This window comes from Aliiroseovarius subalbicans, assembly GCF_022678625.1.
GTDB lineage: Bacteria > Pseudomonadota > Alphaproteobacteria > Rhodobacterales > Rhodobacteraceae > Aliiroseovarius_A > Aliiroseovarius_A subalbicans.
Genome location: NZ_JALBYQ010000002.1, coordinates 252,062 through 277,567 on the forward strand (window position 1 = coordinate 252,062; position 25,506 = coordinate 277,567).

25 protein-coding genes are annotated in these 25,506 nt (G+C 62.7%); 10 read left to right on the forward strand and 15 right to left on the reverse strand.

Going from position 1 to position 25,506, the window contains the following annotated elements; genetic code table 11:
* A complete protein-coding gene (gene dgcA, locus MN188_RS09045; protein ID WP_242108245.1) occupies positions 1-966 on the reverse strand; it encodes an N-acetyl-D-Glu racemase DgcA in 966 nt (321 codons plus the stop codon).
* A 73-nt stretch (positions 967-1,039) separates the two neighbouring features.
* Positions 1,040-2,041, reverse strand: coding sequence for an N-acetyltransferase DgcN (gene dgcN, locus MN188_RS09050; protein WP_242108246.1), 1,002 nt, complete (start codon positions 2,039-2,041; stop codon positions 1,040-1,042).
* A 295-nt stretch (positions 2,042-2,336) separates the two neighbouring features.
* Here dgcN and MN188_RS09055 point away from each other — a divergent pair, with 295 nt between their 5' ends.
* Positions 2,337-3,296, forward strand: coding sequence for an HpcH/HpaI aldolase/citrate lyase family protein (locus tag MN188_RS09055; protein WP_242108248.1), 960 nt, complete (start codon positions 2,337-2,339; stop codon positions 3,294-3,296).
* A gap of 95 nt (positions 3,297-3,391) precedes the next feature.
* On the opposite strand, the gene MN188_RS09060 is transcribed toward MN188_RS09055, so the two are convergent.
* Positions 3,392-4,237, reverse strand: a complete 846-nt coding sequence (locus MN188_RS09060) for a DMT family transporter (protein WP_242108250.1) — start codon at positions 4,235-4,237, stop codon at positions 3,392-3,394.
* A 69-nt stretch (positions 4,238-4,306) separates the two neighbouring features.
* Complete coding sequence (locus tag MN188_RS09065; protein ID WP_242108252.1) at positions 4,307-4,570, reverse strand: hypothetical protein; 264 nt, start codon at positions 4,568-4,570, stop codon at positions 4,307-4,309.
* A 52-nt stretch (positions 4,571-4,622) separates the two neighbouring features.
* Between MN188_RS09065 and MN188_RS09070 the strand changes: the two genes are divergently transcribed.
* Positions 4,623-5,588 (forward strand): acetyl-CoA carboxylase carboxyltransferase subunit alpha, encoded by a 966-nt coding sequence (locus MN188_RS09070; RefSeq protein WP_242108255.1) that lies wholly within the window; start codon positions 4,623-4,625, stop codon positions 5,586-5,588.
* Between the two features lie 87 nt (positions 5,589-5,675).
* On the opposite strand, the gene MN188_RS09075 is transcribed toward MN188_RS09070, so the two are convergent.
* From MN188_RS09075 to MN188_RS09105, 7 genes are all read right to left on the reverse strand, one after another.
* A complete protein-coding gene (locus tag MN188_RS09075; protein ID WP_242108264.1) occupies positions 5,676-6,884 on the reverse strand; it encodes an ABC transporter permease in 1,209 nt (402 codons plus the stop codon).
* Positions 6,881-7,615, reverse strand: coding sequence for an ABC transporter ATP-binding protein (locus MN188_RS09080; RefSeq protein ID WP_242108266.1), 735 nt, complete (start codon positions 7,613-7,615; stop codon positions 6,881-6,883). The genes MN188_RS09075 and MN188_RS09080 overlap by 4 nt, the downstream gene beginning before the upstream one ends.
* A gap of 1 nt (position 7,616) precedes the next feature.
* The gene (locus tag MN188_RS09085; protein WP_242108268.1) at positions 7,617-8,870 is read right to left on the reverse strand and encodes an efflux RND transporter periplasmic adaptor subunit; all 1,254 of its coding nucleotides are present in this window, start codon (positions 8,868-8,870) and stop codon (positions 7,617-7,619) included.
* A 106-nt stretch (positions 8,871-8,976) separates the two neighbouring features.
* Complete coding sequence (locus tag MN188_RS09090; RefSeq protein ID WP_242108270.1) at positions 8,977-9,576, reverse strand: pyridoxamine 5'-phosphate oxidase family protein; 600 nt, start codon at positions 9,574-9,576, stop codon at positions 8,977-8,979.
* Entirely contained in the window at positions 9,557-10,315 is a 759-nt protein-coding gene (locus MN188_RS09095) for a lysophospholipid acyltransferase family protein (RefSeq protein ID WP_242108272.1), read from the reverse strand. Before MN188_RS09095 ends, MN188_RS09090 begins: the two co-directional genes overlap by 20 nt.
* Positions 10,315-11,220, reverse strand: a complete 906-nt coding sequence (locus tag MN188_RS09100; RefSeq protein ID WP_242108274.1) for a cell division protein FtsX — start codon at positions 11,218-11,220, stop codon at positions 10,315-10,317. The genes MN188_RS09095 and MN188_RS09100 overlap by 1 nt, the downstream gene beginning before the upstream one ends.
* On the reverse strand, positions 11,217-11,888 hold the full coding sequence (locus MN188_RS09105) for a cell division ATP-binding protein FtsE (RefSeq protein ID WP_242108276.1): 672 nt from the start codon (positions 11,886-11,888) through the stop codon (positions 11,217-11,219). The genes MN188_RS09100 and MN188_RS09105 overlap by 4 nt, the downstream gene beginning before the upstream one ends.
* A gap of 162 nt (positions 11,889-12,050) precedes the next feature.
* Here MN188_RS09105 and MN188_RS09110 point away from each other — a divergent pair, with 162 nt between their 5' ends.
* Positions 12,051-12,887 (forward strand): zinc-ribbon domain-containing protein, encoded by an 837-nt coding sequence (locus MN188_RS09110; protein WP_242108277.1) that lies wholly within the window; start codon positions 12,051-12,053, stop codon positions 12,885-12,887.
* Positions 12,888-12,891: 4 nt separating this feature from the next.
* On the opposite strand, the gene MN188_RS09115 is transcribed toward MN188_RS09110, so the two are convergent.
* The 3 genes from MN188_RS09115 to argH form a co-directional block, all read right to left on the reverse strand.
* On the reverse strand, positions 12,892-15,444 hold the full coding sequence (locus MN188_RS09115) for a TIGR02302 family protein (protein ID WP_242108279.1): 2,553 nt from the start codon (positions 15,442-15,444) through the stop codon (positions 12,892-12,894).
* A 15-nt stretch (positions 15,445-15,459) separates the two neighbouring features.
* Positions 15,460-16,725 carry a diaminopimelate decarboxylase gene (gene lysA / locus MN188_RS09120; RefSeq protein WP_242108289.1) on the reverse strand — a complete coding sequence of 422 codons (1,266 nt, stop codon included), beginning with the start codon at positions 16,723-16,725 and terminating at the stop codon, positions 15,460-15,462.
* Positions 16,726-16,911: 186 nt separating this feature from the next.
* Positions 16,912-18,309, reverse strand: a complete 1,398-nt coding sequence (gene argH / locus MN188_RS09125) for an argininosuccinate lyase (RefSeq protein WP_242108291.1) — start codon at positions 18,307-18,309, stop codon at positions 16,912-16,914.
* A 21-nt stretch (positions 18,310-18,330) separates the two neighbouring features.
* On the opposite strand from argH, the gene MN188_RS09130 reads away from it, so the two are divergent.
* Both MN188_RS09130 and MN188_RS09135 read left to right on the forward strand, forming a co-directional pair.
* Entirely contained in the window at positions 18,331-18,897 is a 567-nt protein-coding gene (locus MN188_RS09130) for a TlpA disulfide reductase family protein (RefSeq protein WP_242108292.1), read from the forward strand.
* A gap of 164 nt (positions 18,898-19,061) precedes the next feature.
* A complete protein-coding gene (locus MN188_RS09135; RefSeq protein ID WP_242108293.1) occupies positions 19,062-20,246 on the forward strand; it encodes a lytic murein transglycosylase in 1,185 nt (394 codons plus the stop codon).
* Here the strand turns inward: MN188_RS09135 and MN188_RS09140 are convergent.
* Positions 20,243-20,809, reverse strand: coding sequence for a DNA-3-methyladenine glycosylase I (locus MN188_RS09140; RefSeq protein ID WP_242108295.1), 567 nt, complete (start codon positions 20,807-20,809; stop codon positions 20,243-20,245). The genes MN188_RS09135 and MN188_RS09140 overlap by 4 nt on opposite strands.
* A gap of 132 nt (positions 20,810-20,941) precedes the next feature.
* Here MN188_RS09140 and MN188_RS09145 point away from each other — a divergent pair, with 132 nt between their 5' ends.
* From MN188_RS09145 to MN188_RS09165, 5 genes are all read left to right on the forward strand, one after another.
* Positions 20,942-21,784, forward strand: coding sequence for an EAL domain-containing protein (locus tag MN188_RS09145; RefSeq protein WP_242108297.1), 843 nt, complete (start codon positions 20,942-20,944; stop codon positions 21,782-21,784).
* A gap of 281 nt (positions 21,785-22,065) precedes the next feature.
* A complete protein-coding gene (locus MN188_RS09150) occupies positions 22,066-23,244 on the forward strand; it encodes an acetyl-CoA C-acetyltransferase (protein WP_242108299.1) in 1,179 nt (392 codons plus the stop codon).
* Positions 23,245-23,400: 156 nt separating this feature from the next.
* Entirely contained in the window at positions 23,401-24,123 is a 723-nt protein-coding gene (phbB, locus tag MN188_RS09155) for an acetoacetyl-CoA reductase (protein ID WP_242108301.1), read from the forward strand.
* Between the two features lie 57 nt (positions 24,124-24,180).
* Entirely contained in the window at positions 24,181-24,918 is a 738-nt protein-coding gene (locus MN188_RS09160) for a hypothetical protein (RefSeq protein ID WP_242108303.1), read from the forward strand.
* Positions 24,919-25,064: 146 nt separating this feature from the next.
* The gene (locus tag MN188_RS09165) at positions 25,065-25,334 is read left to right on the forward strand and encodes a hypothetical protein (protein ID WP_242108304.1); all 270 of its coding nucleotides are present in this window, start codon (positions 25,065-25,067) and stop codon (positions 25,332-25,334) included.
* Positions 25,335-25,506: the final 172 nt, after the last annotated feature.

The window sequence follows — 25,506 nt, forward strand, 5'->3', positions numbered from 1 at the left end:
TCAGCCCCACAGGTCCGCCGACGGCGGATGCACCCCGGCGTCGTCGAACTGCAAAGGCGCGTCGCGATCCTCGGCCAGCAAAAGCGGCCCGTCCAGATCGGTCACCATCGCGCCCTGCGCCACCAACGTCGCGGGCGCCATCGCCAGGGACGACCCGACCATGCAACCGACCATGACCTGATACCCTTGCGCCAGCGCCGCATCGCGCAAGGCCAGCGCTTCGGTCAGCCCCCCGGTCTTGTCCAGCTTGATGTTCACCACGTCATACTTGCCCTTCAGCCCTGGCAGGCTCGCGCGATCATGTGCGCTTTCGTCAGCACAGACCGGCACCGGGCGGTCCATCCCGATCAGCGCGTCGTCATCACCGGCGGGTAGAGGCTGCTCGACCAGGCCGACACCCAGCCGCACCAGATGCGGCGCCAGATCGGCATAGACCTCGGCGCTCCAGCCTTCGTTTGCGTCGACGATGATGCGCGACATGGGCGCGCCTGCGCGCACCGCTTCCAGACGCGCCATGTCATCCGGCGTGCCCAGCTTGATCTTCAACAAAGGACGATGCGCGTTCTTCGCAGCCTGCGCCTGCATGTCCTCCGGCGTGGCCAGAGACAGGGTATAGGCGGTGATCTCCGGCCCCGGTGCAGCCAGCCCCGCCAGTTCCCAAACCCGTTTGCCCTGCTGCTTGGCCTCAAGGTCCCACAACGCGCAATCCACCGCGTTGCGCGCGGCCCCGGCTGGCAACAGGTCATACAGCGCGGCCCGCGTCACATCACCCGGCAGGCTCAGGATTTCCTCAGTCACACTGTCCAGAGTCTCATCGTAGCGCGCATAGGGCACACATTCGCCCCAGCCCCGGTGTGTGCCATCAGACACCCGCACCGTCAGCACCTTTGCTTCGGTACGCGACCCGCGCGAAATGGTGAAAACCTGTGCCAGTTTAAATGTATTGGGGGTCACAGTAATGCGCATGTGTCCCTCCTTTCATCTTTCCAGAAATATCCCGGGGGTTTGGGGGCTGCGCCCCCAATTCCATACCTTCAGATTACACGGCGGCCAGAGCGTCAACCAGACGCGCGGCACCCTGCCGGAAGGGATCGACCGCAGGCAGGCCCATACGCTCTTCGACCCCGGCCAGATAGGCCACCGCCTCGTCCTCGCTCATGTGCTGCGTGTTCACCGAAACACCGACAACCTGACAGGCCGGATTTGCCACCCGCGCCAGTGTCAGCGCCACGTCACGCAGTTCTTCCAGCGACGGCGCGGTATAGTCGGGCAGGCCCCGCATATGATCGCGCGTCGGCTCATGGCTCAGGATCAGCGCATCGGGTTGGCCACCGTGGATCAGTGCCATCGTCACACCCGAGTAGGAAACATGGAACAGACTGCCCTGCCCCTCAATCAGATCCCAATGATCCGGGTCGTTGTCTGGGGAAATGTATTCCACCGATCCGGCCATAAAATCGGCCACAACCGCGTCCAGCGGCACGCCGTCGCCGGTGATCAGAATGCCGGTCTGGCCGGTGGCGCGGAAGGTCGCCTTCATCCCGCGCGCTTCCATCTCGCGGTGCATTGCCAGCGCCGTGTACATCTTGCCGACCGAGCAATCCGTGCCCACCGCCAGGCAGCGCTTGCCGCTGCGTTTCTTGCCGTTGGCAATCGGGTAATCCACCTCGGGCACCCGCACGTCGTGCAGCTCGCGCCCGCAGGCCGCTGCGACCGCCACCAGGTCGGCCTCGTCGCTCAGCAGGTTGTGCAACCCGCTGGCCAGATCGAAACCCTCCTCAAGCGCCATCACCAAAACCTTTTTCCAGGCCTGGCTGATCACCCCGCCCCGGTTGGCCACACCGATGACCAGGGTCTTGGCGCCAGCCGCCTTGGCCTCTTCCAGGCTCATGTCGGTCAGGCCCAGATCGGCCTTGCAGCCCTCCATCCGAAACTGCCCGACCGCGTTTTCCGGGCGCCAGTCCTTGATGCCCTGCGCCACTTTCGCGGCCAGTTGGTCAGGCGCATCGCCCAGGAACAGAAGGTATGGGGTCTTGATCATGGCAGCCTCGCAAGAATCGTGTGGGATGTGTTCGTTTCGCCGAATAATCGCCCACATGTCGGGGAATGGCGTCGCAACATCGCCGTCTCTGGCAGAGACATTTCGAAGAAACACCCGCAAACCGAACAAATGACGGTGAAATCTTGCACGGACCGTCGGATCGACGGGGAAACCGCCACCTCTGCCGCAACGCGGCGCATTTCGCGCTGCACCGCCGAAAACGCCTTGCCGCCCGGCACGCAATATTCTATCCGATATGCAAAGCGAAACGTAACTTCCTTGCAAGGAGACCGCCATGTCTTTCCGTGTCCAACCCCCGGCCCCCGCCCGTCCCAACCGCTGCCAGCTGTTCGGCCCGGGCTCGCGCACCGAATTGTTCGAAAAGATGGCCGCCTCGGCCGCCGACGTGGTCAACCTGGACCTGGAAGACAGCGTTGCGCCGGGTGACAAGGACATCGCGCGCAAGAACATCATCGCCGCCACACATGATATCGATTGGGGCAACAAATACCTGTCCGTGCGCATCAACGGCCTGGACACGCCGCATTGGTACAAAGATGTGATCGAACTTCTGGAAAACGCCTCGGACCGTCTGGATCAGATCATGATCCCGATGGTGGGCTGCGCCGAAGACATCTACGCGGTCGAAGCACTGGTCGCCGCGGTCGAAAAGGCCAAAGGCCGCACCAAGCCGGTCAGCTTCGAAGTGATCATCGAAACCGCTGCGGGCATCGCGCATGTCGAGGAAATCGCAGCCTCCTCGCCGCGCATGCAGGCGATCAGCCTGGGCTATGCGGACTTTGCCGCTTCGATGGGAATGGCCACCACCGGCATCGGCGGCACGCAGGAAAACTACTACATGCTGCACGAAGGGGAAAAGCACTTCCCGAACCCGTGGCACTGGGCACAGACCGCCATCGTCGCCGCCTGCCGCACCCATGGCGTGCTGCCGGTTGACGGGCCGTTCGGTGACTTCTCGGATGACGACGCCTTCGTGGCGCAGGCGAAACGCTCGGCCACGCTGGGGATGGTCGGCAAATGGGCCATCCACCCCAAACAGGTGAAACTGGCAAACGAGGTCTTCACCCCCTCTGCCGAAGCCGTCGCCGAAGCGCGCGAAATCCTGGCCGAAATGGAAAAAGCCAACGCCGCCGGCATGGGCGCTGTGACCTACAAGGGCAAGCTGATCGACCAGGCATCGATGAAACAGGCCGAGGTCATCGTGGCACAGGCCGAACTGGCCGCCAAAGGCTGAACACCCGCGCCGGGGCGGGCACACCACCTGCCCCGGGCGCCAATCCGCACCGCCCCAAGGCGGTGCTTATCAAGCGTTGCCGGAGGCAACACCGCTCAGGACCGCTTGATCAGAACCAAACCCGACAAGACGATCACCACGCTGCCCGCCAGGGTCCAGCCGTCCGGGCGTTCACCGAACACGACGACCGCCAGCACCATCGCCAGCACCAGGCGTGAATACCGAAACGGTGCGACCACGCTGATGTCCCCCGTGCGCATCGCCTTGGTCAGCGCAAAATAGGCAAAGACACCCACCGCGACGATTCCCGCCAGCAACGCCGCTTCGCGCAGGTCGGGGTATACCGCACCGCCAGTCACGCCCAAGATGAGGGCGCCCGACAGGGTCAGCATGACAAAGCCCAACACCCCCAGTTGCAGGTTCGACATCCCCACAGGGGCCGCCCGCGACCCCAGGTCACGCCCGGCAAAGCCAAACATGGCGATCACCGCCAGCATCGAAAGCGCCTCGAACCCGGCCAGACCGGGGCGCAGAATCATCAAGACACCGACAAACCCCAACGCGATCGCCGCCCAGCGGCGCCACCCAACCTGCTCGCCAAAAAACACGACCGCCCCCAAAGCCACGACCAGCGGCGTGGCTTGCAGGATCGCCGAGGCGGAACTGAGCGGGGTCATCGTGATGGCAAGCGCGAAGAACAGCCGCCCGATCACTTCGCTGACAGACCGCAGCGCCATCGCCCGCGACCGGATCGCATCGTGCCACACCGGTTGCCCGGCCCGCAGCGCAAGCAGGGCAAAGACAAGGGTGCCACCCAACCCGAAGGTCACGATCACCTGACCGACTGGCAGACGGATCGCCGCCAGTTTGATCAGCATATCCTCGACCGCAAACCCGGCCATGGAGGCAACCATCCAGGCCGCGCCACGCAGATTGTTCATGATGGGCCTCCGTCCACCCGGCCTTTGTGAGCCGCCGCGCATCGCAGGTCAATCACCTCGACTGGGTGGCTATTGCATCGGAGCCGTCACCTCGCTGGCAGGGGTCATGGCCTCGCCAGGGTGCCAGAGGGTTTGCGAGGTGAAGACCACCCCCGCGCTGAGGCAGGTCAAGACAACCAAAGCGCTGATCGGCAGCAGGCGGGCGACGGGGCGCGGTGAAAGCGCGGCAAGTAACATAATCTGGTCCTCCATTGTGGTGGTCTGAAGGTTCAACGCAGCCGGATCGGATTTCCGTCGCGCCCAGCCACGCAGAGCGGTGGACACGAGTTGCATTGACCCGCCGTCAGGTCCATATATCGACACAAGTGAAGAGCGGGAGCGCGTGATGACCAACTACCTCGAGTTTGAAAAACCCCTTGCTGAAATCGAAGGCAAGGCCGAAGAGCTGCGCGCGATGGCGCGGGCGAACGAGGAAATGGACGTTGAAAAAGAGGCCTTGGCGCTGGATCGCAAGGCCGAGGACATGCTGGGCGACCTCTACAAGGACCTGACAGCCTGGCGCAAATGCCAGGTGGCGCGCCACCCTGACCGCCCGCATTGCAAGGACTACATCGAAGCGCTGTTCACCGAATACACACCGCTGGCCGGTGACCGGAATTTTGCCGACGACCACGCCGTGATGGGCGGTTTGGCCCGTCTGGGCGATGTGCCCGTGGTGGTGATGGGGCAGGAAAAAGGCAACGACACCAAGTCGCGCATCGAGCGTAACTTCGGCATGGCGCGACCCGAGGGCTATCGCAAGGTGATCCGCCTGATGGACCTGGCCGACCGCTTCAACCTGCCTGTGATCATGCTGGTGGACACCCCCGGTGCATATCCCGGCAAAGGGGCAGAGGAGCGCGGTCAGAGCGAGGCGATCGCGCGTGCGACGGAACGCAGCCTGAACGTGAAAAGCCCGGTCATTTCCGTGATCATCGGCGAAGGCGGCTCCGGTGGCGCCGTGGCGCTGGCCACCGCCAACACGGTCATGATGCTGGAACATTCGATCTATTCGGTGATCAGCCCCGAAGGCTGCGCCTCGATCCTGTGGAAGGATGCCGAGAAGATGCGCGAGGCCGCCGAGGCGCTGCGCCTGACCGCGCAGGACCTGAAGGAACTGGGCGTGATCGACCGCATCATTTCCGAACCCGTTGGCGGCGCCCAGCGCGCGCGCGCCGACACGATTGCCGCCGTGGGCCAGGCGCTTGAGGTCGAGCTGACGGCACTGATGAAGAAGGCCAAGGGCGATGCGTTGATCCGCGACCGTCGCAAAAAATTCCTCGACATGGGGTCCAAAGGCCTCGCTGCCTGATACCCTCCCCCTGATCCAAAGGTGCGCCTTCGGCGCGCATGACATCTCAGTGTCGGCTAGAGCCTCCGCTTCGGATCGCCGCAGACGTCACTGGTGGCGCAAAGCCTCAATCGGGTCCAACCGCGCCGCGCGGCGGGCCGGGAAGTAGCCGAAGACGACGCCGACCGCCGCCGAGAACAGGAAGGCCAGCGCCACGATGGCCGGGTCCGGCGCGAACGGGATCACCATCAGGTTCGACGCAAACGCCGCCAGCGCCAGCCCCAGCACGATCCCGACCAGCCCGCCGATCATCGACAGAACAATGGCTTCGACCAGGAATTGCATCAGCACCTGGTTGGCCGTGGCCCCGATCGCCAGGCGAATGCCGATTTCGCGCGTCCGTTCTGTCACCGACACCAGCATGATGTTCATGATACCGATCCCGCCCACCAAAAGGCTGACTGCGGCCACGGCGGACAGAAGCCCGGTCAGGATGCTGGTGATCCCGGTCAGCATCGACGCGATCTGTTTCATGTCCATGACGTTGAAATCATCGTCCTCGCCGTCGCTGATCCGGCGACGTTCACGCATCAGGGCCTCGATCTCGACCTGCGCGCGTTCGGTGGATAACCCGTCGCGCACGGAAACGAAGATCATCGACACGTCCGTGTTGCCCATCACCCGACGTTGAAACGTCTTCATCGGCAGACCGATCACGTCATCCTGATCCGTGCCGAAGGACGAGGCACCCTTGGCCTCTAGCAGCCCCACGACTTCGTAGGTCAGCGCGTTCATGCGGATGGTTTCGCCAATCGGGCTGGTGTTGCCGAACAGGGTCTGGCGCACGGTTTCGCCCAGGATGCAGACGCTTTTGCCCGAGCTTTCTTCGCTGGGCAGGAACCGGCGGCCCAGCACGACCGACCAGTCCACCGCGTCCAGATACCTGTTGTCGGTTCCCACCAATGAGGTCGAGGTGCTTTCCGCCCCGAACACTGCCGTGGTCATGGTCTGGGCATAGGGGGCTGCGGTGTCCACGCTGCTGATCTGGTCGATAATCGCATCCACGTCCTTGAGCGTGAACGCCTTGGCCACACCGCCGGAGCTTGGTCCGCGGTTTTCGCCACCCGGTGTCAGCATCAGGATGTTGGTGCCAAGTTTTTCAACATCCGCTGTGACCTGGGCCGAGCTTCCCTGCCCCACCGTCACCATCGCGATCACGGCCGCGACACCGATGACAATGCCCAAAACGGTCAGGATCGACCGCATGGTGTTGCGAAATATGGCCTGGATGGCCAGTCGGACGGTTTCCCAGATCATTGCCGATGCCCCCTTGTGCCCAGGATTTCGGCAGGTGTGCCTGTGCGCTCAACGCGCCCGTCGACCATCCAGATGATGCGGTCGGCAAAGCCTGCCATGTCTTCCTCGTGGGTGACCATCACGATGGTTATGCCATCGTCCTTGTTCAGGTCGCGCAGGACTTCCATGATCTCTTTCGACATCTTTGTGTCGAGGTTCCCTGTTGGCTCATCCGCGACGATGACCTGTGGCGTGCCAACCAATGCACGGGCGATGGCCACACGCTGTTGCTGCCCGCCGGACAGTTCGGATGGGTCATGGTGTTCGCGCCCTTTCAGGCCGACCTTCCCCAGCGCGTCCAACGCCTGCGCGCGCCGCTCGGCGCCCACCAAGCCCTTATAGATCAACGGCAATTCGACGTTGTCCAAGGCCGAGGTGCGTGGCAGCAGGTTGAAGCCCTGAAACACGAAGCCCAGATAGTTGCGCCTGAGAAGCGCGCGTTGATCCTGGTCCAATGCTGCGACGTGCACACCGTTGAACAGGTAGTCACCACTGGTCGGGCTGTCGAGGCAGCCCACCATATTCATCGCGGTGGATTTCCCCGACCCGCTGGGGCCCATGATCGCCACGAATTCGCCCGTCGTGATTGACAGGCTGACACCGTCCAGGGCGTGCACTTCGGCCTCGCCCTGACCATAGACCTTGGTCACATCGCGAAATTCGATGACGGGGGTGTTTTTGTCGGCGGGCATGTCACTTGCCCTCGATCATGTCGGTGATGACCTGATCGCCAACCACGATATCGCCCGACAGGATTTGTGTCATCTGCCCGTCCGTATCGCCCTTTTCGACCGATACCTCCAGCGCGACGCCATCGCGCAAGACCCAGACCGAGCGGTCCGAGCGCACGCGGTTGTCTTCTTCGTTGTCCGGGATCAACAGGGCCAGCAGTCCGCCACCGGCTTCATTTTCCTCGGCCTTTTCTTCGACCACCTGAGGCGGGGCAAAGCGCAGGGCGCCGTTGGGCACAAGAAGCGCTTGTTCATGCCGGGCCACAGTGATGTCGGCGGTGGCGGTCATGCCAGGGCGCAACAGAAGGTCGTCATTGGCCACAGACAGGATCGCCTTGTAGGTCACCAGCCCGTCAGTGTTGTCCGAGGCAAACCGCACCATCGATATGGTCGCAGGGAAGGTCTGATCGTCATAGGCATCGACCGTGAAACTGGCGATGTCCCCCACCGCGATCCGGCCGATATCAGCCTCGGAAACGTCGACCTGCAGCTCCATCTGCGCCAGATCTTCGGCGATGGTGAACAATTCGGGCGCCGACAGGCTGGCGGCAACGATCTGGCCCGCATCCACGTCCCGGCGCAATACGATGCCGTCGATCGGTGCGTGAATGGTGGCCTTGGCAAGCTCGGCCTGCTGCGCGTCCAGCTGCGCCTGAGCCAGGTCCAGATTGGCCTGTGCGCTGGCTACATTGGCGCGGGCACGGTCCAACGCAGCTTGCGCTGCAGTCACGTTCGTACGGCTGGTGACGCCGCGCTGATCCAATTGCTGCACGGTTTCGAAGTTCAGCCGCGCCTCGGTCAGGCTGGCCTCGGCACTGGTTAGCTGGGCGGCGGCGGCGGCATGCGAGGCCTTCTGAACCGAAAGTTGCGCGTTCAACTGCGTGGTGTCGAGCATGGCCAGAACCTGGCCCGCCTGCACGGTATCGTTGAAATCCACAAGAACCTCGGCCATCGTGCCGGAAATCTCGGTCGAGATTTCGACCAGATTGGTGGGTTCGACGGTGCCGGTGGCGGTGACCGTGATGGTCAGGTCCCCGGTGACGACCTCTTCTGTAACGTAGTGCACCGCGCGGCGCTCTTCGACCTCCTGCATCCACCACATCGTGACGCCGATCGCGACCAGTATGGCCAGCACCCACCAGACCCAATGGGGAACACGGCGCTTGGCATGACCAACGCCCAAGGTGGCTTCGATTTCGCGTTGTGTGTCGCCCATTTTTGGTCCCCTGAAACACTTTGCTTACATACACGTATCAGATGGGACGTTCCGGCGCTGGAGGCAACGGCTTCAGCCGCGAAAACTTGTCATTCCCGCCTTGCGTTCACCACATGGTTCGCGCCGCGCGTCCGGCCCAGTCGCGATCATAGCTTTTGCCATCAAACTTCCCGTCTGTCATTTCGCGCAGCATGTCGCCGATGCTGGGCAAGCCGGCGGCGTCGTCGCGCGACCACAGCCCCGCGCGCATCACCGCGCGGGCACATTGGGAGTAGACTTCGTGAATGCGGATCACGATGACACTGCGGGGCTGCTTGCCGGATTTCTCGAACCGGGCGCAGAGATCGGCATCGGCCGTCACCCGGCCCATCCCGTTCACCCGCACGACGTTGTTCGACCCCGGCACCATGAACATCAGCGACACACGGGGATCGCGCACGATGTTGCGCAGGCTGTCGATGCGTTCGTTGCCGCGCCAGTCGGGCAAGGCCAGTGTGTGCGGGTCAAGGCAGGCCACCACCGGGCCATCGTCGCCGCGGGGGCTGGCGTCGGTGCCTTCAGGGCCGACCGTCGACAGCACGCAGAACCGGCTGGCGGCGATCCATTTTCGGTAACATGGCGTCAGGCGGTCCGCGACCTTTACCAGGCTTGCCTCGCCCGGCGTGCCGTAAAGCGCCTGCAGCGTCTCAGGTGTCAGAAACTCCATCGCGCGTGTCCTTGATGCTAAGCCCGGCCTCGACCATCAACCGGTCCGAGTTCTCTTCGACGTCGCGTTCCATCCGAACCATGAAATCGGCCATCTCAAGACCGGGGGTGATGGCCGGCATAAACTCCACCACCGCCAGTCCGGGCCGGCGCATGATGCCGTGGCGCGGCCAGAACACGCCCACGTTGGTGGCGGCGGGCACGCAAGGGCGCTCGGTCTCTTTGTACAGCACACCCGTGCCGATCTTGTATTTCTTATGCGCCCCTGCGGCAACGCGGGTGCCTTGCGGAAAGATGATCAGCTGCCCGAAGGCCGAGGCGCCGGATTTCACGTCCGCGACCATCTTCTTGATCGCCACGCCGCGCTTGCCTCGGTCGACCGGGATGCAGCCCAGCGCCTTGCCATAATAACCCACGATCGGCGTCCACAGGATTTCCTTTTTCATGATGAACTTGGGTTCGGGCACCACGCTCACGATCATGATGATGTCGAAAAAGCTTTGGTGTTTCGAGGCGATAATGGCTTCTCCGGTTGGCACCTCGCCGCGAATTTCGGATTTCAGCCCGACCATCTTGTCGGCGCTCCAGCGCACCCAGCGGCAATAGGTATGCACCGCCTTGAAGGCCCAGTGACGGCCAAACAGGGTCAGCGGCGTGAAATACAGCGCCATCAGGACCATCATCAGATACATCTGGATGATGAACAGAAGCGACAGAATCCATTGAATGACGGTCCGCATCAGCTGCGCTCCTTCAAAGTGGAAAGGGCGGCGTTTCGGGTGGCCGCAAAGGCCACCAGGGCTGCCAGAGGCGGGATGATGAGCGGCCACAGCCAGTGCCAGCCCTGGAACCCCAGCCCGGTCAGAAATCCACCCGCAACATCCGCCGTGGGCAGAAAGGCGATTGCGATCATGCCCAGCACCGTGCCCACCGCAGCACCAATCAGCGCGCGCAGGGTATAGCGGCGCACAAAGGCGCGGGCGATATAGGCATCCTGCGCGCCAACAAGGCGCAGAACGCGGATGACCTGCGCATTGGCAGACAGCGCCGCACTGGCGGCCAGGGTGATCATCACCCCGGTGATGGCCGCAATCAGCAGGATCGCGACGAAGCCCAGCGACCGCAGCCGCCCGGCCGCATGGACAAGCGGTTCGCGCCAGCGGGTATGGTCATCCAACACCGCGCCGGGGGCTTCACCTGCAAGGCGGGCGCGCAGTCCTGCGGCGTCGTATCCATCGCCCTCCTCGATCACCTCGATCAGGCGCGGAATCGGCAGCGTGTCCAACGGCAGGTCCGGCCCGAACCAGGGCTCAAGCAATGCGTGTTGTTCTTCGTCCGACAGCGGACGGGCATCCTTGACGCCGGGGGTGGTGACCAGCACCTCCATCACGGCAAGCATCTGCGCATCCATCTGCCCCTCGGGCGCCGAAATGCGGATGGTCGAGCTTTGCGCCAGCTCATCGCCCCAGCGATCCGCGAGCCGGCCAGTGGCCAGCGACAGCGCCATTGCGAACACGGTCAGAAACGCCATCGAAGCCGCGGCGAAGACCGTCAGACGGGCGGTGAAGCCGGTGGGCGGCACAACCCGGTCCGCCTGGTCATCCCCGGCGATGAAATGCAGGATTTTCGCAACAATCGGGTTCACAGATCCGCCCCCGCCAGTTGCAACCGGTGATCCGAAATCCGCAGCACACGCGCCTGCACCTGCGATTTGGCCGAGCGGATCAGGTGCATGTCATGGGTGGCGATCATCACCGTTTTGCCCATCCGGTTCAATTCAACCAACAGAGTCAGAAGACGCAGAGACATCTCCCAGTCCACGTTGCCGGTTGGCTCATCCGCCAGGATCACATCGGGCGACACGATGACCGCGCGCGCCAGGGCGGCGCGTTGCCGCTCTCCGCCGGACAATTCCGGAGGATGGGCGCCCGCCTGGGCTTCAAGCCCGACCCATTTCATCAGCTCGCGTAGCTCCTGAGGATCTGTTGACCGACCCGCCACGGTCAACGGAAGTGCCAGGTTTTCAGCCACGCTCAGATGGTCCAAAAACTGACAATCTTGATGCACAACACCCACACGCCGGCGCACCAGCGCCACGTCGTCACGTGTCATGTTGCGCGCGTCGTGTTCAAACAGTGACACGCGGCCTTTGGTGGCAATCAATTCGCCATAGCACAACTTGAGAAGCGTGGTTTTGCCTGCTCCGGACGGGCCGGTCAGAAAATGAAACGACCCCGGTGCCAGCTTGAGAGAGATATCGGTCAGAAGCGTGCCGCCGCCATAACCGTAAGAAACGTCTTCCAGCTCGATCACGCACAGCCCCTTGTTCCACTTTAGGACAGTTTTGCCCCACCTTGAAGATTGTTTCAATGCGCGTATTGCAAAGGTTTGATTTTCCCCATGATTGCGCTCATACTGCGCGCGAACAAGGCAGGTGAAGAACGTCCAAAAGGACGCCGGAAATGGGGTCAAGACATGCGGCTGATATGCCCGAATTGTGGTGCTCAGTACGAAGTGGACGATCGGGTTGTTCCCGACGCTGGGCGGGATGTGCAATGTTCGAACTGCGGCCATGCCTGGTTCCAGAAGCACCCGGATTACGACGCCGACCTGGCTGATGAGCTTGGCTTGGATCCCCCTTCCGAAGCGCTCGAGGCGCAAGACGATCACCAAGATCACAGCCCCGAATCGGACACCGACGCAGGTCACGAATATGATGACGACGACCCGCAACACGACGTGCCGCAGCCTGAGCCGCGCGCACTGGATGATGGCGTGCGCGACATCCTGCAAGAAGAAGCGTCACGCGAGCTGGAACAACGCGAACATGATCGTGAGCAGTTGGAAAGCCAGCCCGACCTGGGTCTGGATGAATCCGATGGTGAAGAAACCCGTCGCCGCACGGTACGCGAGCGTATGGCGCGGCTGCGCGGGCTGGACGACGAAGACCCAGAGCATGATGCGGATCCCGAGGCGCGGCGCGACCTGTTGCCCGACATCGAGGAAATCAACTCGACGCTGGACGCCACGGGTGACGACGTCGGAAATCTGCAACCTGAAGTCACATTGAATGACCGCAGGAGCGGCGGATTCCGTCGAGGGTTTATCCTGATGCTGGCCTTTGCTGCCGTGCTGGCCTTGCTCTATGTCTATGCGCCTAAAATCTCGGCTGCGGTTCCGGCTTTGGACCCGGTCATGACAAGCTATGTTCAGATCGTGGACAAGGCGCGCGAAGGTTTGGACGGGGCGATGCAAACGGCCATCGGCGTTATGCAGGGCGTGTCGGAGGGCGGGGACGCCACGGGCAACTGAGCGCTCAGAACCGATCCAGAAGCCGCTTCAGGTAGTCGCGCTCCAACTCAGGTCGGGCGCCGTCACCCGAGCGGCGGCGAAGCTCATCCATCAGTTCTTGCGCCCGACGATATACATCTTCGCCCTCGGCCAGCGGCCCGTCGGTCGCGACGGTACCATTTGACCCGGGATCGCGTCCCAACGGATCACTTTGCCGCTGGCCTGGTTCGCCCGCGGCGGCGCCCTGCTGACCTTGCTGCTGCTGTTGCTGCGCCATCGCGTTGTCGAACTGGCGCATACCTTCGCGCATGGCTTCCATCGCTTCGGCCTGACGGTTTAGCGCTTCGCCCACGTCGCCGTCGCGCAGCGCCTGTTCGGCGCTGTCCATCGCGTCGCCCGCCCGGCCCAGAGCCTCACGCGCGTCCTGGCCTTCGGGGGAGCCTGCGCCTGGCAAGCCTTCCTGCTGCTCGCGCAACTGGTCGCGCAGGGCGCTTTGGCGGTCGGCCAGATCGCCCTGGTTCCCGTCGCCCTCGCCTTCGCCCTGCCCTTCGCCGCCTTCTCCGGAATGCGCCTGCCCCCGGCCCTGGCCGCCGTCGCGCCCGACGTTTTCGCTGCTTTCCCCGGCGCGGGCGTTTGGGTTGGCCTGTTCCTGAAGGTCGCGGAAGGCTTCGTCCGACAGGCCCTGTTGTTGGCGCAAGGTATCCTGCAAGCCTTCCATCGCCTGTTCGCCGGGGCTTTTGTTGCCCTCGCCCGGCTGGCCCTGGGTGACCTGCATGTTTTCCATCATCTCGCGCATCGCATCCAGCATCGCCTGCGCCTCATCCTGGCGCCCCTGCTGCATCAGCTCTTCGATCCGGTCCATCATCGCCTCAAGGTCTTCAGGCGTGATTTGCATGCCGTTTTGCGATTGCTGCTGGTCCTGCCCCTCGGCGCCCTCGGGCTGTTGCGCGGCCAGCTGATCCATGTAGTCCTTCATCGCCTGGCGCAGCTCGTCCATCAGCTCGGATAATTCCTCGGGTGATGCCCCCTGCTCCATCGCTTCGCTCAGCCGTTCTTCGGCGCGGCGCAGGCGCTCCAAAGCGTCGGACAGGCTGCCATCTTCGATCTCGATCGCCATGTCCCACAACGCCCGGGTGACCTCATCGCGCAAGCCCTCGGACAGGCCGAAACGCGTGCCCATCTCAAGCCGCCGGATCAACATGCGTAGCTTCAACAGCTGCGTTTCGCGCGGAAACAGACCATCAGGTCGGTAGCTGACCGCACGCAGGATCATCGCCACGCGGGGGCCGTTTTCGCGGCTCCACATCAGGTCACGTCGTTGTTCGATCAGGCTTGCGGCCAATGGGTTCAGGAACCGCCGCCCCGGCAGTTTGATCTGCTCTGGCACCGAGCTACCCATCTGCCCCGCCGCGTCCTCGACCGACAGGTTCAAAGACACCGGCAAACCCGCCCAAGCGTGTTCGGCAAGGTTGTCGTGCAGCGTCTCCTCGACCACCAGGCGATCGCCCCGGAACGGCATCGGCAGGTCCACGATGATGTCCGTGCGCGGCTCGGGGGCGATGGTCAGGCCGTGACGCCGGTCAACTGCCGTCAGATCCAACGCGAACCGCGCCTGCCCGGCAACGACGCCGTAATCATCGGTCGCAACAAAGCCTTGGCGCATTTCCCCGGCGATGGTGCGGGTCAGGTCGCCTTCGGGACGCACGTCAGGTGGCACATCGCCGATCGCGGTGACCGACCAGGCTGCCCCGCCCGGTCCTTCGATCGCCAACCTGCCGTTCCGGGTGATCTGCACCACGTGGCTGGGCAGTGGTTCTTCGGGAAAGGTCGCAATGTCACCGGTCACGCTCAGTGCGCCCAGTTTGCCATAAAGCCGCAGGGTCAGACGGCTTCCGGACGGCACCGCCAGCGGGCCGGGCTTCTGGTCGTTCAGATACAGGCTGGGCTTGCCGGTATAGGCGGGCGGTTCGATCCAGCCCTCCCACGACGCGACGATGGCGGCCTCGGCCTGAGGGCCGGGCACCAGATCCCCCAGCTCGGTCACTTTTGACAGGTTGCCAAAGCCCAGCGCCATCACGAAACCCAAAAGCGCCATCAGTCGTAGCGCAAAGGGGTCGCGCACCGCCACGCGCAGGTCGGGCGCCACGGCACGCGCGGCGTTTACCCGCGCCACCATACGCATCTGGTGCGCGCGCCAGACGGCTTCGGACCCGGCATCGCCCGCGCCGATCGCCTGCACGTCGGCAAGGGCGGCTATCGGTTGCCCCGGCAACGTCGCATCCAGTCGGGTCAAAACCTCGCTTCGGTGCGGGGCATGAAAGCGGCGTATGCCGCCCAAGACCGCCGTGATCGCGGCAAGGGCTGCGAGCAGAGCAAGCCCTCGCAACAGGCCCGGCACCAGCAAGGCCGGTAGCCCCGCCATCAACGCGGCCAACAGCGCCAAAACGATCGACACAAACGGAAAGAACGCTTTCCACACACGTTCACCCAGCATCCCCGCAGCCGTCAGGCGCAGGGGCCACTTCAGCCGCTTCGCAAGCTCGTTTGCGGCGGCAGGAGGCAGGGCATCATGGGTCATGCGACCCCTCATGGGTTACAACCATGCAGGGATGGTATCGCGTTCCAGCATCTCTTCATAGGTCGGGCGTGCGCGGATAACCGCGAATTGATCACCCATGACCAGAACTTCCGGAATCAGGGGCCGGGAATTGTATTCCGAGGCCATTACCGCGCCGTAAGCCCCGGCTGAGCGAAAGGCGACCAAATCGCCCGCCGCCAGTGGCGCCAAGTCGCGCTCTTTCGCGAAGGTGTCGCCGGTTTCACAGATCGGACCGACGATGTCATAGCGTTCCTGCTCGACCCCCGGCGCGGATTCGATCACAGGCACGATATCGTGGTGCGCCTCATACATGGCCGGGCGCACGAGGTCGTTCATGGCACTGTCAACAATCAGGAAATTGCGCCCTTCGCCCTGTTTCACATAAATGACTCCGGTAACCATGATGCCCGCATTTCCGCTGATCAACCGGCCCGGTTCGATCTCGATCTCACAGCCCAGATCCCCGACCGTTTCGCGGATCACCTGGCCGTATTCGATCGGCAGCGGCGGCGCGTCATTCGACCGTTCATAAGGAATGCCCAGCCCGCCGCCCAGATCCAGCCGAAGGATTTCATGCCCGTCTTCGCGCAGCTGCCGGGTCAGAGCCGCGACCTTTTCATAGGCCTGCCGGAACGGCTCCAGATCGGTCAGCTGACTGCCGATATGCACGTCGATCCCGACGATTTTCAGCCCCGGCATGGTCGCGATCTGGCCATAGACCTCCCGCGCCCGCGCAATCGGGATGCCGAATTTGTTCTCGCTCTTGCCGGTGGCGATCTTGGCGTGGGTTTTCGCGTCCACATCCGGGTTCACGCGCACGGTGACCGGGGCGGTCACGCCCATCTCGCTGGCCACGGCGGACAGCGCCAGCATCTCGGGTTCGCTTTCCAGATTGAACTGACGAATGCCGTGGGTCAGCGCCAGGCGCATCTCGTCCCGCGTCTTGCCGACGCCGGAAAAGACGATGCGGTTGCCCGGCACACCGGCGGCAATCGCGCGGCGGTATTCCCCGCCCGACACAACGTCCATGCCCGCGCCCAGATCGCCCAGAAGCTTCAGAACCGCCAGATTCGAGTTCGACTTCACCGCGAAACAGACAAGATGCTCCATCCCGTCCAACGCTTCGTGAAACAGGTTGATATGGCGCGTCAGAGTGGCGGCGGAGTAGGCATAGAACGGCGTGCCAACCTTTGCGGCGATCTCGGGAATCGCCACGTCTTCGGCATGCAGGATGCCGTCACGATACAGGAAGTGGTCCATGAGCGTGGGCCTTTTTATTCAAACGCATCAGCGCGCGTTAGCAGGGACGTTCCGAATTTCAACGGAACATTGTGTGGTGAAAGGATTATTCCTGCGCCACGTCCTCGGCCGATCCCGGACGAATTGGCTCCCCATCCGCGCCGCAGGCGGCAAGGGACAGCAGGGCAAGAACAAGAACAGCGCGGATCATGACAAGGTGTCCTTCCAACGGGCAATCTGCTTTTTCACCTCACTGGGGGCAGTGCCCCCATAGGATGTGCGGCTTGCCACAGAATTATGCACACCCAGCACATCAAAGACAGCGTTGGTGATGTCAGCGTGCACCGATTGCATGTCGGCCAGGCTCAGATCGGGCAGGTCACAGCCCTTGCCCTCGGCCATTGCCACCAGCGAGCCGGTGACGTGGTGGGCATCGCGGAACGGCATGTTCAGCGCGCGCACCAGCCAATCGGCCAGGTCGGTGGCGGTCGAAAAGCCGGAGGAGGCCGCGGCCTCAAGGCTGTCGGTATTGGCGCTCATGTCACTGACCATCCCGGTCATCGCGGCCAGCGCCAACATGAGGCTGTCAGCCGCGTCGAACACCTGTTCCTTGTCTTCCTGCATGTCCTTGGAATAGGTCAGCGGCAGGCCCTTCATCACCGTGAACAGCCCCACCATCGCGCCCATGATGCGGCCGATCTTGGCGCGGATCAGCTCGGCGGCGTCGGGGTTTTTCTTCTGCGGCATGATCGATGACCCGGTCGAGAACCGGTCGGACAGGGCGACGAAACGGAACTGCGCCGAGGACCAGATCACCAGCTCTTCGGCGAAGCGCGACAGGTGCATGGCGCAGATCGTGGCTGAGGACAGGAATTCCAGCGCGAAATCACGATCAGCCACGGCGTCGAGCGAGTTGGCGGCGGGGCGGTCAAAGCCCAGCGCCTCGGCCGTCATGTGGCGATCAATGGGGAACGAGGTGCCGGCGAGTGCGGCGGCACCCAGCGGGCTTTCGTTCATCCGCACGCGCGCGTCCTGGAACCGCGACATGTCGCGGCCGAACATCTCGACATAGGCCATCATGTGGTGGCCCCAGGTGACGGGTTGGGCTGTCTGCAGATGGGTGAACCCCGGCATGACCCAGTCGGCCCCGGCTTCGGCCTGGGTCAACAGCGCGCGGATCAACGCCTCAAGCCCCGAAATGGCCGCATCCATCTGGTCACGCACCCACAGCTTGAAGTCGGTCGCGACCTGGTCGTTGCGCGACCGGCCGGTGTGCAATCGGCCCGCGGGTTCGCCGATGAGGTCTTTCAGACGCGCCTCCACGTTCATGTGGATGTCTTCCAGCGCGGTCGAGAATTCGAACCCGCCGCTTTCGATTTCTGACAAGACCGTGAGAAGCCCTTCACGGATCGCGTCCGCGTCGCTATCTGTGATCACGCCTGTGGCGGCCAACATGGCGGCATGGGCGCGTGAGCCTTCGATGTCCTGGGCTGCCATACGCTGATCGAACCCGATCGAGGCATTGATTGCCTCCATGATCGCATCGGGTCCGGCGGCGAACCGGCCACCCCACATGGCATTTGCGGCTTTCGTCTTGTCACTCATGGCGTGTCTTTCGGAGGTCTTATGTCATTCATTCGTTCTGCCCTGCTTTATACGGCGCTGGTGCTTGGTGCAAACACTGCGCTGGCAGACGGGACCGATCTTGAGGCGCTGCGCGATGGCAGCCTGAAGAAGTTGAACATCCACAGCGAGACCAGGGCGGCGGGAACGGCCGTGTTTACCGATGCCGAAGGAGGCGAACATACCCTGGCGGAGTACCAAGGCCAGGTTGTTCTGTTGAACTTCTGGGCCACCTGGTGTGCGCCCTGCCGCAAGGAAATGCCAGGGTTGAACGCGTTGCAGGTGGAAATGGGTGGCGAGGACTTTCAAGTCGTGCCGATTGCCACCGGGCGCAACAAGTTGCCAGCGATCCGGCGCTTCTTTGACGATGTGGACGTGACGGACCTGCCGATCCTGCTGGACCCGAAACAGGCACTGGCGCGGGACATGGCGGTTCTGGGTCTGCCAGTGACGGTGATTCTGGACCGCGACGGGCGTGAAGTTGCACGTCTGACCGGGGATGCCGAATGGGATTCGGACAGTGCCAAAGCAATCCTGCAAGCTTTGATCGACGCGCCTTACGAGGGCTAGTGCTCCCGCCAATCGGCGCCTGCAAAGCAGGCTTCTCTTGTTGGGGGTGGCCTCGCTGCGCTCGGCTCCAGCGCTTCGGCGGCGGGTTGCCGAAGATCGCGCGGGTGCATTGCCGCCTGCCCAGGCGCGCCTTATCCTCATCTCATTGAAGTGGGAGCCTTTTCATGACGCTGACACGACGCGCCGCCTTGATCGGCCTGACGGCTGTTCTGGCCCGCCCCGCCTGGGCGAAACCCAGCTTTGACGCCTGGCTGCGCGGATTTCGCAAACGCGCGCGGACGGCAGGGATATCCTCCGCCATTCTGGACCGGGCCCTGGCAGGTCTGTCCCCGGTGTCCGGCGCGCTGAAACTGGACCGACGCCAGACCGAGGTTGCGCGCAGCTTACAGGAGTATGTCGCCTCGGCGGCGTCATCTCAGCGCATCCAGACCGGCCGCGCCAAGCTGAAAAAACATGCCCGCACCTTCGCTGCGATCGAAAAACGCTTTGGGGTGCCTGCGGAAGTGATCATCGCCATCTGGGGCATGGAAAGCAGTTTTGGCGGCTTTCGCGGCAACACGCCGGTGATCGCAACCCTGGCCACCCTGGCCCATGACGGGCGCCGCGCCGATCTGTTTGAGCGTGAGTTGATCGCGGCGCTGAACATCCTTCAATCCGGTGACACCACCGCCGCCCGCATGGTTGGCAGTCTGGCCGGTGCGATGGGCCACACCCAGTTCATGCCGTCCTCGTTTCTCAAACACGCGGTGGATTGGACAGGCGATGGGCGGCGCGACATCTGGTCGGACGACCCCACCGACGCCCTGGCCTCAACCGCTGCCTATCTGAAAACTAAAGGCTGGGTGAAGGGGCAACCCTGGGCGATCGAGGTCGCCCTGCCAAAGGGAATGGATCTTGCGTTGACCGGGCGTATCTTCCCGCGCAGGACGCGTGATTGGATCCGGTTGGGGGTGACAGCTGCCAGCGGTGGCAAGCTGCCCAATCATGGCAAAGGCGCGGTGATCCTGCCAGCCGGACCCACTGGCCCTGTGTTCATGATCTATCAGAACTTCCACGTGCTGAAGGCCTATAACTACGCCGACAGCTATGTGATCGGTGTGGGGCACCTGTCTGACCGGTTGGCCGGAGGTGGGCCGATCCGGGCCGGGTATCCGCAGAACCCGTGGGGCATGACCAACGCCCAAAGGCAAACGCTACAAAAACGCCTGAACGCGCGTGGGTTCAAGGCGGGCAATCCTGACGGGGTGATCGGCGAAAAAGGGCGCGCGGCGATCCGGGCCTATGAGACCAGCGCGGGTCTGGACGTGACGGGTGTGCCTACGTTGGCCCTGCTGGACCGCCTGCGTTAACACTTGCCCTGCACCTTGGTGTGACAGGGGCACGTTACCAGATGATCGTTCACCAGACCGCAGGCCTGCATCCAGGCATAGGTGATGGTGGGGCCGCAAAACCGAAATCCCAGCCTTTTCAGATCTTTCGACACCTGCGTTGACAGCGGGGTGGCGGGAGGCACATCGGCCAAGGTCTCGAATTGGTTCACCAGCGGCGTGCCGCCGACATAGCCCCACATCATCTCGGAAAACGCATCAGTGCCGCCCATGTCCAGATAAGTCCGGGCATTTCCAATGGTCGCTTCGATCTTGCCCCGGTGGCGGATGATGCCCTTGTCATTGACCAATCGGAGGACGTCCTCCTCCCCCCAACAGGCGATCTCTGCCGGATCGAACCCCCGGAAGGCCGCACGGAAATTGTCGCGTTTCTTCAGGATGGTGATCCAGCTCAACCCGGCTTGAAACCCGTCGAGAATCAACTTCTCCCACAAGGCGCGGCCGTCATATTCAGGCACGCCCCATTCGGTATCATGATATTCTACATAGATCGGCTCATCGCCACACCACCCACATCGTTCCATTTTTCCTCCCGTTTTCAGGCCGTTATCCGTAACCGGCCTGAACCCTTAAATATCTAGGCAAATCCGCCTTTTTACAGCTTCTTAGCAGATCAGGCGCAAAGGTGTCTTCACTTGAAGATGGAGTACCGCCGGATGAGCAACCACAGCATGATGGACACTGCGGACCTGGACGCACAGACCGGCAGCCCGCTGGACCATGCGATCAGCCAACGCGACCGCGATACGATGGACATGGTGCACGCCGCCGTGGCCAGTAAACAGGTCATGCTGGCGTTCCAGCCCGTGGTGCAGGCCGCGCGCCCTGACCAGATCGCCTTTCACGAAGGGCTGATCCGCGTGCTGGACGACACCGGACGCATCATCCCCGCGCAGCAATTCATCGACGTTGTCGAAACGCAGGAACTCGGGCGGATCATCGACACCCTTGCACTAGAGAAGGGGCTTGAGGCACTGGCAGAAGAACCCGGTCTGCGCCTCTCGATCAACCTGTCCGCCCGCTCGATCGGTTATCCGCGTTGGAACGAAGTGATGAAGCGCGGCTTGCAGAACGACCCGACCCTGGCCGAGCGCCTGATCCTGGAAATCACCGAACGTACGGCCATTGTCATGCCTGACCTTGTGCAGGTCTTCATGGCCGACCTGCAACAGCGCGGCGTGGCCTTCGCACTGGACGATTTCGGCGCGGGCTATACCGCGTTCCGCTACCTCAAAGATTTCTACTTCGACATCATGAAAATCGATGGCGAATTCATCAAGGGAATCCATGCCAGCCCGGACAATCAGATCCTGACACAGGCGCTTTTGTCAGTCGCCCGGCATTTCGACATGTTTACCGTGGCTGAAAGCGTCGAGACGCTGGAAGATGCTGAGTTCCTTGCCTCAGTCGGTGTGGATTGCATGCAGGGCTACTTCTTTGGGGTACCGACGGTGAATCCGGCTTGGCGTTCGGACAACCGGCAGGCCCACACGGCCTGAACCACAAAAACCCCGCACACTACGACGCCTTAAACGCAGATCAGCGCACCGCGACACCCTGCCCCTTCAAGGGCCGTAACAGTGCGGCCAGATGAGCGATGCCAGGGTGGTTTGGCCCTCGCCGCACCCCCACGCACAGCCCCGGGTTGATTTTTTCTGCATTGCGGCATACAGATGCATACCGACGGATTGACGCGGGGGGAGGATTCGCCTTGTTCGCAAGGACAGGACGAACATAAAGTCGCCGCGACATCAGCCAGACCAAGGTAGAGGACCACACAATGACCAATGTCGTAATCGTTTCCGCCGCGCGCACCGCCGTCGGCAGCTTCTCGGGCGCATTCGCCAACACCCCCGCCCACGATCTGGGCGCCGCCATGCTTGAGGCGCTTGTCGCCCGCGCCGGGATCGAAAAGGATGAGGTCTCCGAGACCATCCTGGGTCAGGTTCTGACCGGTGGCCAGGGCCAGAACCCGGCCCGTCAGGCTCACATCAACGCGGGCTTCGCCAAAGAAGCCTCGGCCTGGAGCATCAACCAGGTTTGCGGGTCCGGCCTGCGCACCGTGGCTTTGGCCGCACAGCACGTGCAGCTGGGTGACGCCGCCATCGTCGCGGCCGGTGGTCAGGAAAACATGACGCTCAGCCCCCACGTCGCGCACCTGCGGGCCGGTCACAAGATGGGCGATATGAAATTCATCGACTCGATGATCCGCGACGGGCTGTGGGATGCGTTCAATGGCTACCACATGGGCCAGACTGCGGAAAACGTGGCAGCCCAATGGGACATCAGCCGCGAAATGCAGGACGAATTCGCCGTTGCCTCGCAAAACAAGGCCGAAGCCGCCCAAACCGCTGGGCGTTTCGATGATGAGGTGATCCCCTTCACCGTGAAGACCCGCAAGGGCGACATCATCGTCGATAAGGACGAATATATCCGCTACGGCGCGACAATGGACGCCATGCAGAAGCTGCGCCCCGCGTTCATGCGCGAAGGCGGGACGGTGACGGCAGCCAACGCCTCGGGCATCAACGATGGCGCCGCTGGCGTTCTGGTGATGTCCGCAGACGAAGCCGAAAAGCGTGGCCTGGAGCCGCTGGCGCGCATCGCATCCTATGCGACCGCCGGCCTGGACCCGTCGATCATGGGCGTCGGTCCGATCCACGCGTCGAAAAAGGCGCTGGACAAAGCAGGCTGGAACGCCGCCGACCTGGATCTGGTCGAGGCCAACGAAGCCTTCGCCGCCCAGGCCTGCGCGGTGAACAAAGACATGGGCTGGAACCCGGATGTTGTGAACGTGAACGGCGGCGCCATTGCCATCGGCCACCCGATCGGCGCATCGGGTGCGCGGATCCTGAACACGCTGCTGTTTGAAATGAAGCGTCGCGACGCCAAGAAAGGCCTCGCCACCCTGTGCATCGGCGGCGGCATGGGCGTTGCCATGTGCCTGGAGCGCCCGTAACCACGGCCGCATGAAACACCGAAGGGGCGCCGTCGAGCGCCCCTTTTTTTCACCTGATTGTTGCACTGCGGCGAAATGTTTGCGCAATAATGTTGCGCTGCCGCATTTGAATGAGTAACCAAGTTACCAACAAGAATCGCCAGATAGGAGTACACCATGGCAAGAGTTGCACTCGTCACCGGGGGATCGCGCGGCATCGGCGCGGCCATTTCCAAGAAACTGAAGGCCGAAGGCTATGACGTCGCCGCCACCTATGCGGGCAATGACGACGCCGCAGCCGCCTTCACCGCGGAAACCGGCATCAAGACTTACAAATGGAACGTCGGCGACTACGATAGCTCGTCCGAGGGCCTGGCCAAAGTCGAAGCCGACCTGGGCCCGATCGACGTGGTCGTAGCCAACGCCGGCATCACCCGCGACGCGCCGTTCCACCGCATGACCAAGGAACAATGGCAGGAGGTGATCGACACCAACCTGACCGGCGTGTTCAACACCGTGCACCCGCTGTGGAACGGTATGCGCGAACGCAAGTTCGGCCGCGTCATCGTGATCAGCTCGATCAACGGTCAGAAAGGCCAGTTCGGTCAGGTCAACTATGCCGCCACCAAGGCAGGCGACCTGGGTATCGTGAAGTCTCTGGCGCAGGAAGGTGCGCGTTTCGGCATCACCGCCAACGCCATCTGCCCCGGCTACATCGCCACCGAAATGGTCATGGCCGTGCCGGAGAAAGTGCGCGAGTCGATCATCTCGGGCATTCCCGCAGGCCGCCTGGGTGAACCGGAAGAAATCGCACGCTGCGTGGCTTTCCTGGCCGCCGACGACGCCGAGTTCATCAACGGCTCGACCATCTCGGCCAATGGCGCGCAATTCTTTGTGTAAGCCCAAATATCCACGATCCGGTGCGCATCACCTGCGCGCCGGATCACGGATGCCAATGTGACCACAGATCCTGACACCCCTATTCTTTCGACCGAACTTCCACTGGTCGACATCAACGTCCCGGCCTCGATGGCGCGAGTCAAAAAAATCTACGGCAAGGGTTTTCTGCGCCAGCTGACCGAAATGCTGGCCCTAAGGTTTGGCCATTGCAGCATTCACCCCGCCGAGTATCTCCGATATCAATTGTATCTTCCACAGCTAACCTGGGCGCAGAAACGCCAGTACCTGGGACGAAACGGGGGGTATCGATTGGGAGAACGCCTGTCTCCACCCGAAATCTCTCTGGGCAGCGAATTATTGGCCGACAAGATCCTGTCGTCCCAATTGATGGCGTCGTTCGGGCTTCCCGTGCCGGAAACACTTGGGCTTTTCCCCGGTTTTCCCGGGCTGGACTGCGTGAATTCACTTAAGGACGAGGCCGCCATCACGGCCTTCCTCAGGGATCCCGACCTACCGCCCACACATGGAAAACCCGTGCATGAGTCTCGCGCCCTGGGTCAAATCAGCATATCCGGTCCCGGTGACACACCCGGTTCACTTCGAGTGGCTGGTGGTCAGCAGATTTCCGCAAGACAACTGGCCGGTGAAATCGCAAAGGCCTATCCGGAAGGCTACGTTTTCCAGCCCTCATTGCCCCCTCATCCCGACCTCGGTCCTTTCGCCTTTCCGGGTGCGACAGTCCGGATCGTGACGCTTCAGACGACCTCTGGCATGGCGTGCTGTATGCAAGCCTGAAGACGGCGGCCAAGGACGAACAGGGACGCCTGAACCCCGCGTCGCCAATTCCCTGCTGGATTGACATCGAGTCCGGCGTGCTAACCCCAACGTCCACTGCCCCAGATCTGGAAATGGGCTCACTCAGCGTGCCTGACTGGGAAAAGATGTATGACCTTGCGATCAGCATGCACATTGCGCTGGACGGGTATGGCATCCTGGGATGGGACGTGATGCCCACCCCCGATGGCCCGGTCTTTCTGGAAATCAACAGATGCCCGCTCCACTCAAAGTTTGAGATGGAGTTTCAGGGCCTCATGAATCCCACCATCAAGCCACTGCTCGACGATGCACTTGCGTTGGCAAAAGCCCGCGTTAAGGCCGCCAAGGCGAAATCCAAAGAGAAAACGCACAGGCGATCACAATTCAGAGTCTAGCGGTGGCTCATGTTCGTCCGATCAGCCAGCGCCAAGCGGCGCGGGCGGCGGCGGCGCGTTCCTGATGGGCGCGGCAATATATGGCGCGCATGGCGGCGGCGGCGGGGGCAGTTTCCAACATGGGACTCTCCTGAAACAAGTTTTCCTGACTTGTCTCTGTATGCCCTCCCAT

Bases quoted from the DNA above. Each gene is read 5' to 3' on its own strand.
- dgcA (WP_242108245.1), bottom strand. From the start codon at position 966: ATGCGCATTACTGTGACCCCCAATACATTTAAACTGGCACAGGTTTTC.
- dgcN (WP_242108246.1), bottom strand. From the start codon at position 2,041: ATGATCAAGACCCCATACCTTCTGTTCCTGGGCGATGCGCCTGACCAA.
- MN188_RS09055 (WP_242108248.1), top strand. From the start codon at position 2,337: ATGTCTTTCCGTGTCCAACCCCCGGCCCCCGCCCGTCCCAACCGCTGC.
- MN188_RS09060 (WP_242108250.1), bottom strand. From the start codon at position 4,237: ATGAACAATCTGCGTGGCGCGGCCTGGATGGTTGCCTCCATGGCCGGG.
- MN188_RS09065 (WP_242108252.1), bottom strand. From the start codon at position 4,570: ATGCAACTCGTGTCCACCGCTCTGCGTGGCTGGGCGCGACGGAAATCC.
- MN188_RS09070 (WP_242108255.1), top strand. From the start codon at position 4,623: ATGACCAACTACCTCGAGTTTGAAAAACCCCTTGCTGAAATCGAAGGC.
- MN188_RS09075 (WP_242108264.1), bottom strand. From the start codon at position 6,884: ATGATCTGGGAAACCGTCCGACTGGCCATCCAGGCCATATTTCGCAAC.
- MN188_RS09080 (WP_242108266.1), bottom strand. From the start codon at position 7,615: ATGCCCGCCGACAAAAACACCCCCGTCATCGAATTTCGCGATGTGACC.
- MN188_RS09085 (WP_242108268.1), bottom strand. From the start codon at position 8,870: ATGGGCGACACACAACGCGAAATCGAAGCCACCTTGGGCGTTGGTCAT.
- MN188_RS09090 (WP_242108270.1), bottom strand. From the start codon at position 9,576: ATGGAGTTTCTGACACCTGAGACGCTGCAGGCGCTTTACGGCACGCCG.
- MN188_RS09095 (WP_242108272.1), bottom strand. From the start codon at position 10,315: ATGCGGACCGTCATTCAATGGATTCTGTCGCTTCTGTTCATCATCCAG.
- MN188_RS09110 (WP_242108277.1), top strand. From the start codon at position 12,051: ATGCGGCTGATATGCCCGAATTGTGGTGCTCAGTACGAAGTGGACGAT.
- MN188_RS09115 (WP_242108279.1), bottom strand. From the start codon at position 15,444: ATGACCCATGATGCCCTGCCTCCTGCCGCCGCAAACGAGCTTGCGAAG.
- lysA (WP_242108289.1), bottom strand. From the start codon at position 16,725: ATGGACCACTTCCTGTATCGTGACGGCATCCTGCATGCCGAAGACGTG.
- argH (WP_242108291.1), bottom strand. From the start codon at position 18,309: ATGAGTGACAAGACGAAAGCCGCAAATGCCATGTGGGGTGGCCGGTTC.
- MN188_RS09130 (WP_242108292.1), top strand. From the start codon at position 18,331: ATGTCATTCATTCGTTCTGCCCTGCTTTATACGGCGCTGGTGCTTGGT.
- MN188_RS09135 (WP_242108293.1), top strand. From the start codon at position 19,062: ATGACGCTGACACGACGCGCCGCCTTGATCGGCCTGACGGCTGTTCTG.
- MN188_RS09140 (WP_242108295.1), bottom strand. From the start codon at position 20,809: ATGGAACGATGTGGGTGGTGTGGCGATGAGCCGATCTATGTAGAATAT.
- MN188_RS09145 (WP_242108297.1), top strand. From the start codon at position 20,942: ATGAGCAACCACAGCATGATGGACACTGCGGACCTGGACGCACAGACC.
- MN188_RS09150 (WP_242108299.1), top strand. From the start codon at position 22,066: ATGACCAATGTCGTAATCGTTTCCGCCGCGCGCACCGCCGTCGGCAGC.
- phbB (WP_242108301.1), top strand. From the start codon at position 23,401: ATGGCAAGAGTTGCACTCGTCACCGGGGGATCGCGCGGCATCGGCGCG.
- MN188_RS09165 (WP_242108304.1), top strand. From the start codon at position 25,065: ATGTATGACCTTGCGATCAGCATGCACATTGCGCTGGACGGGTATGGC.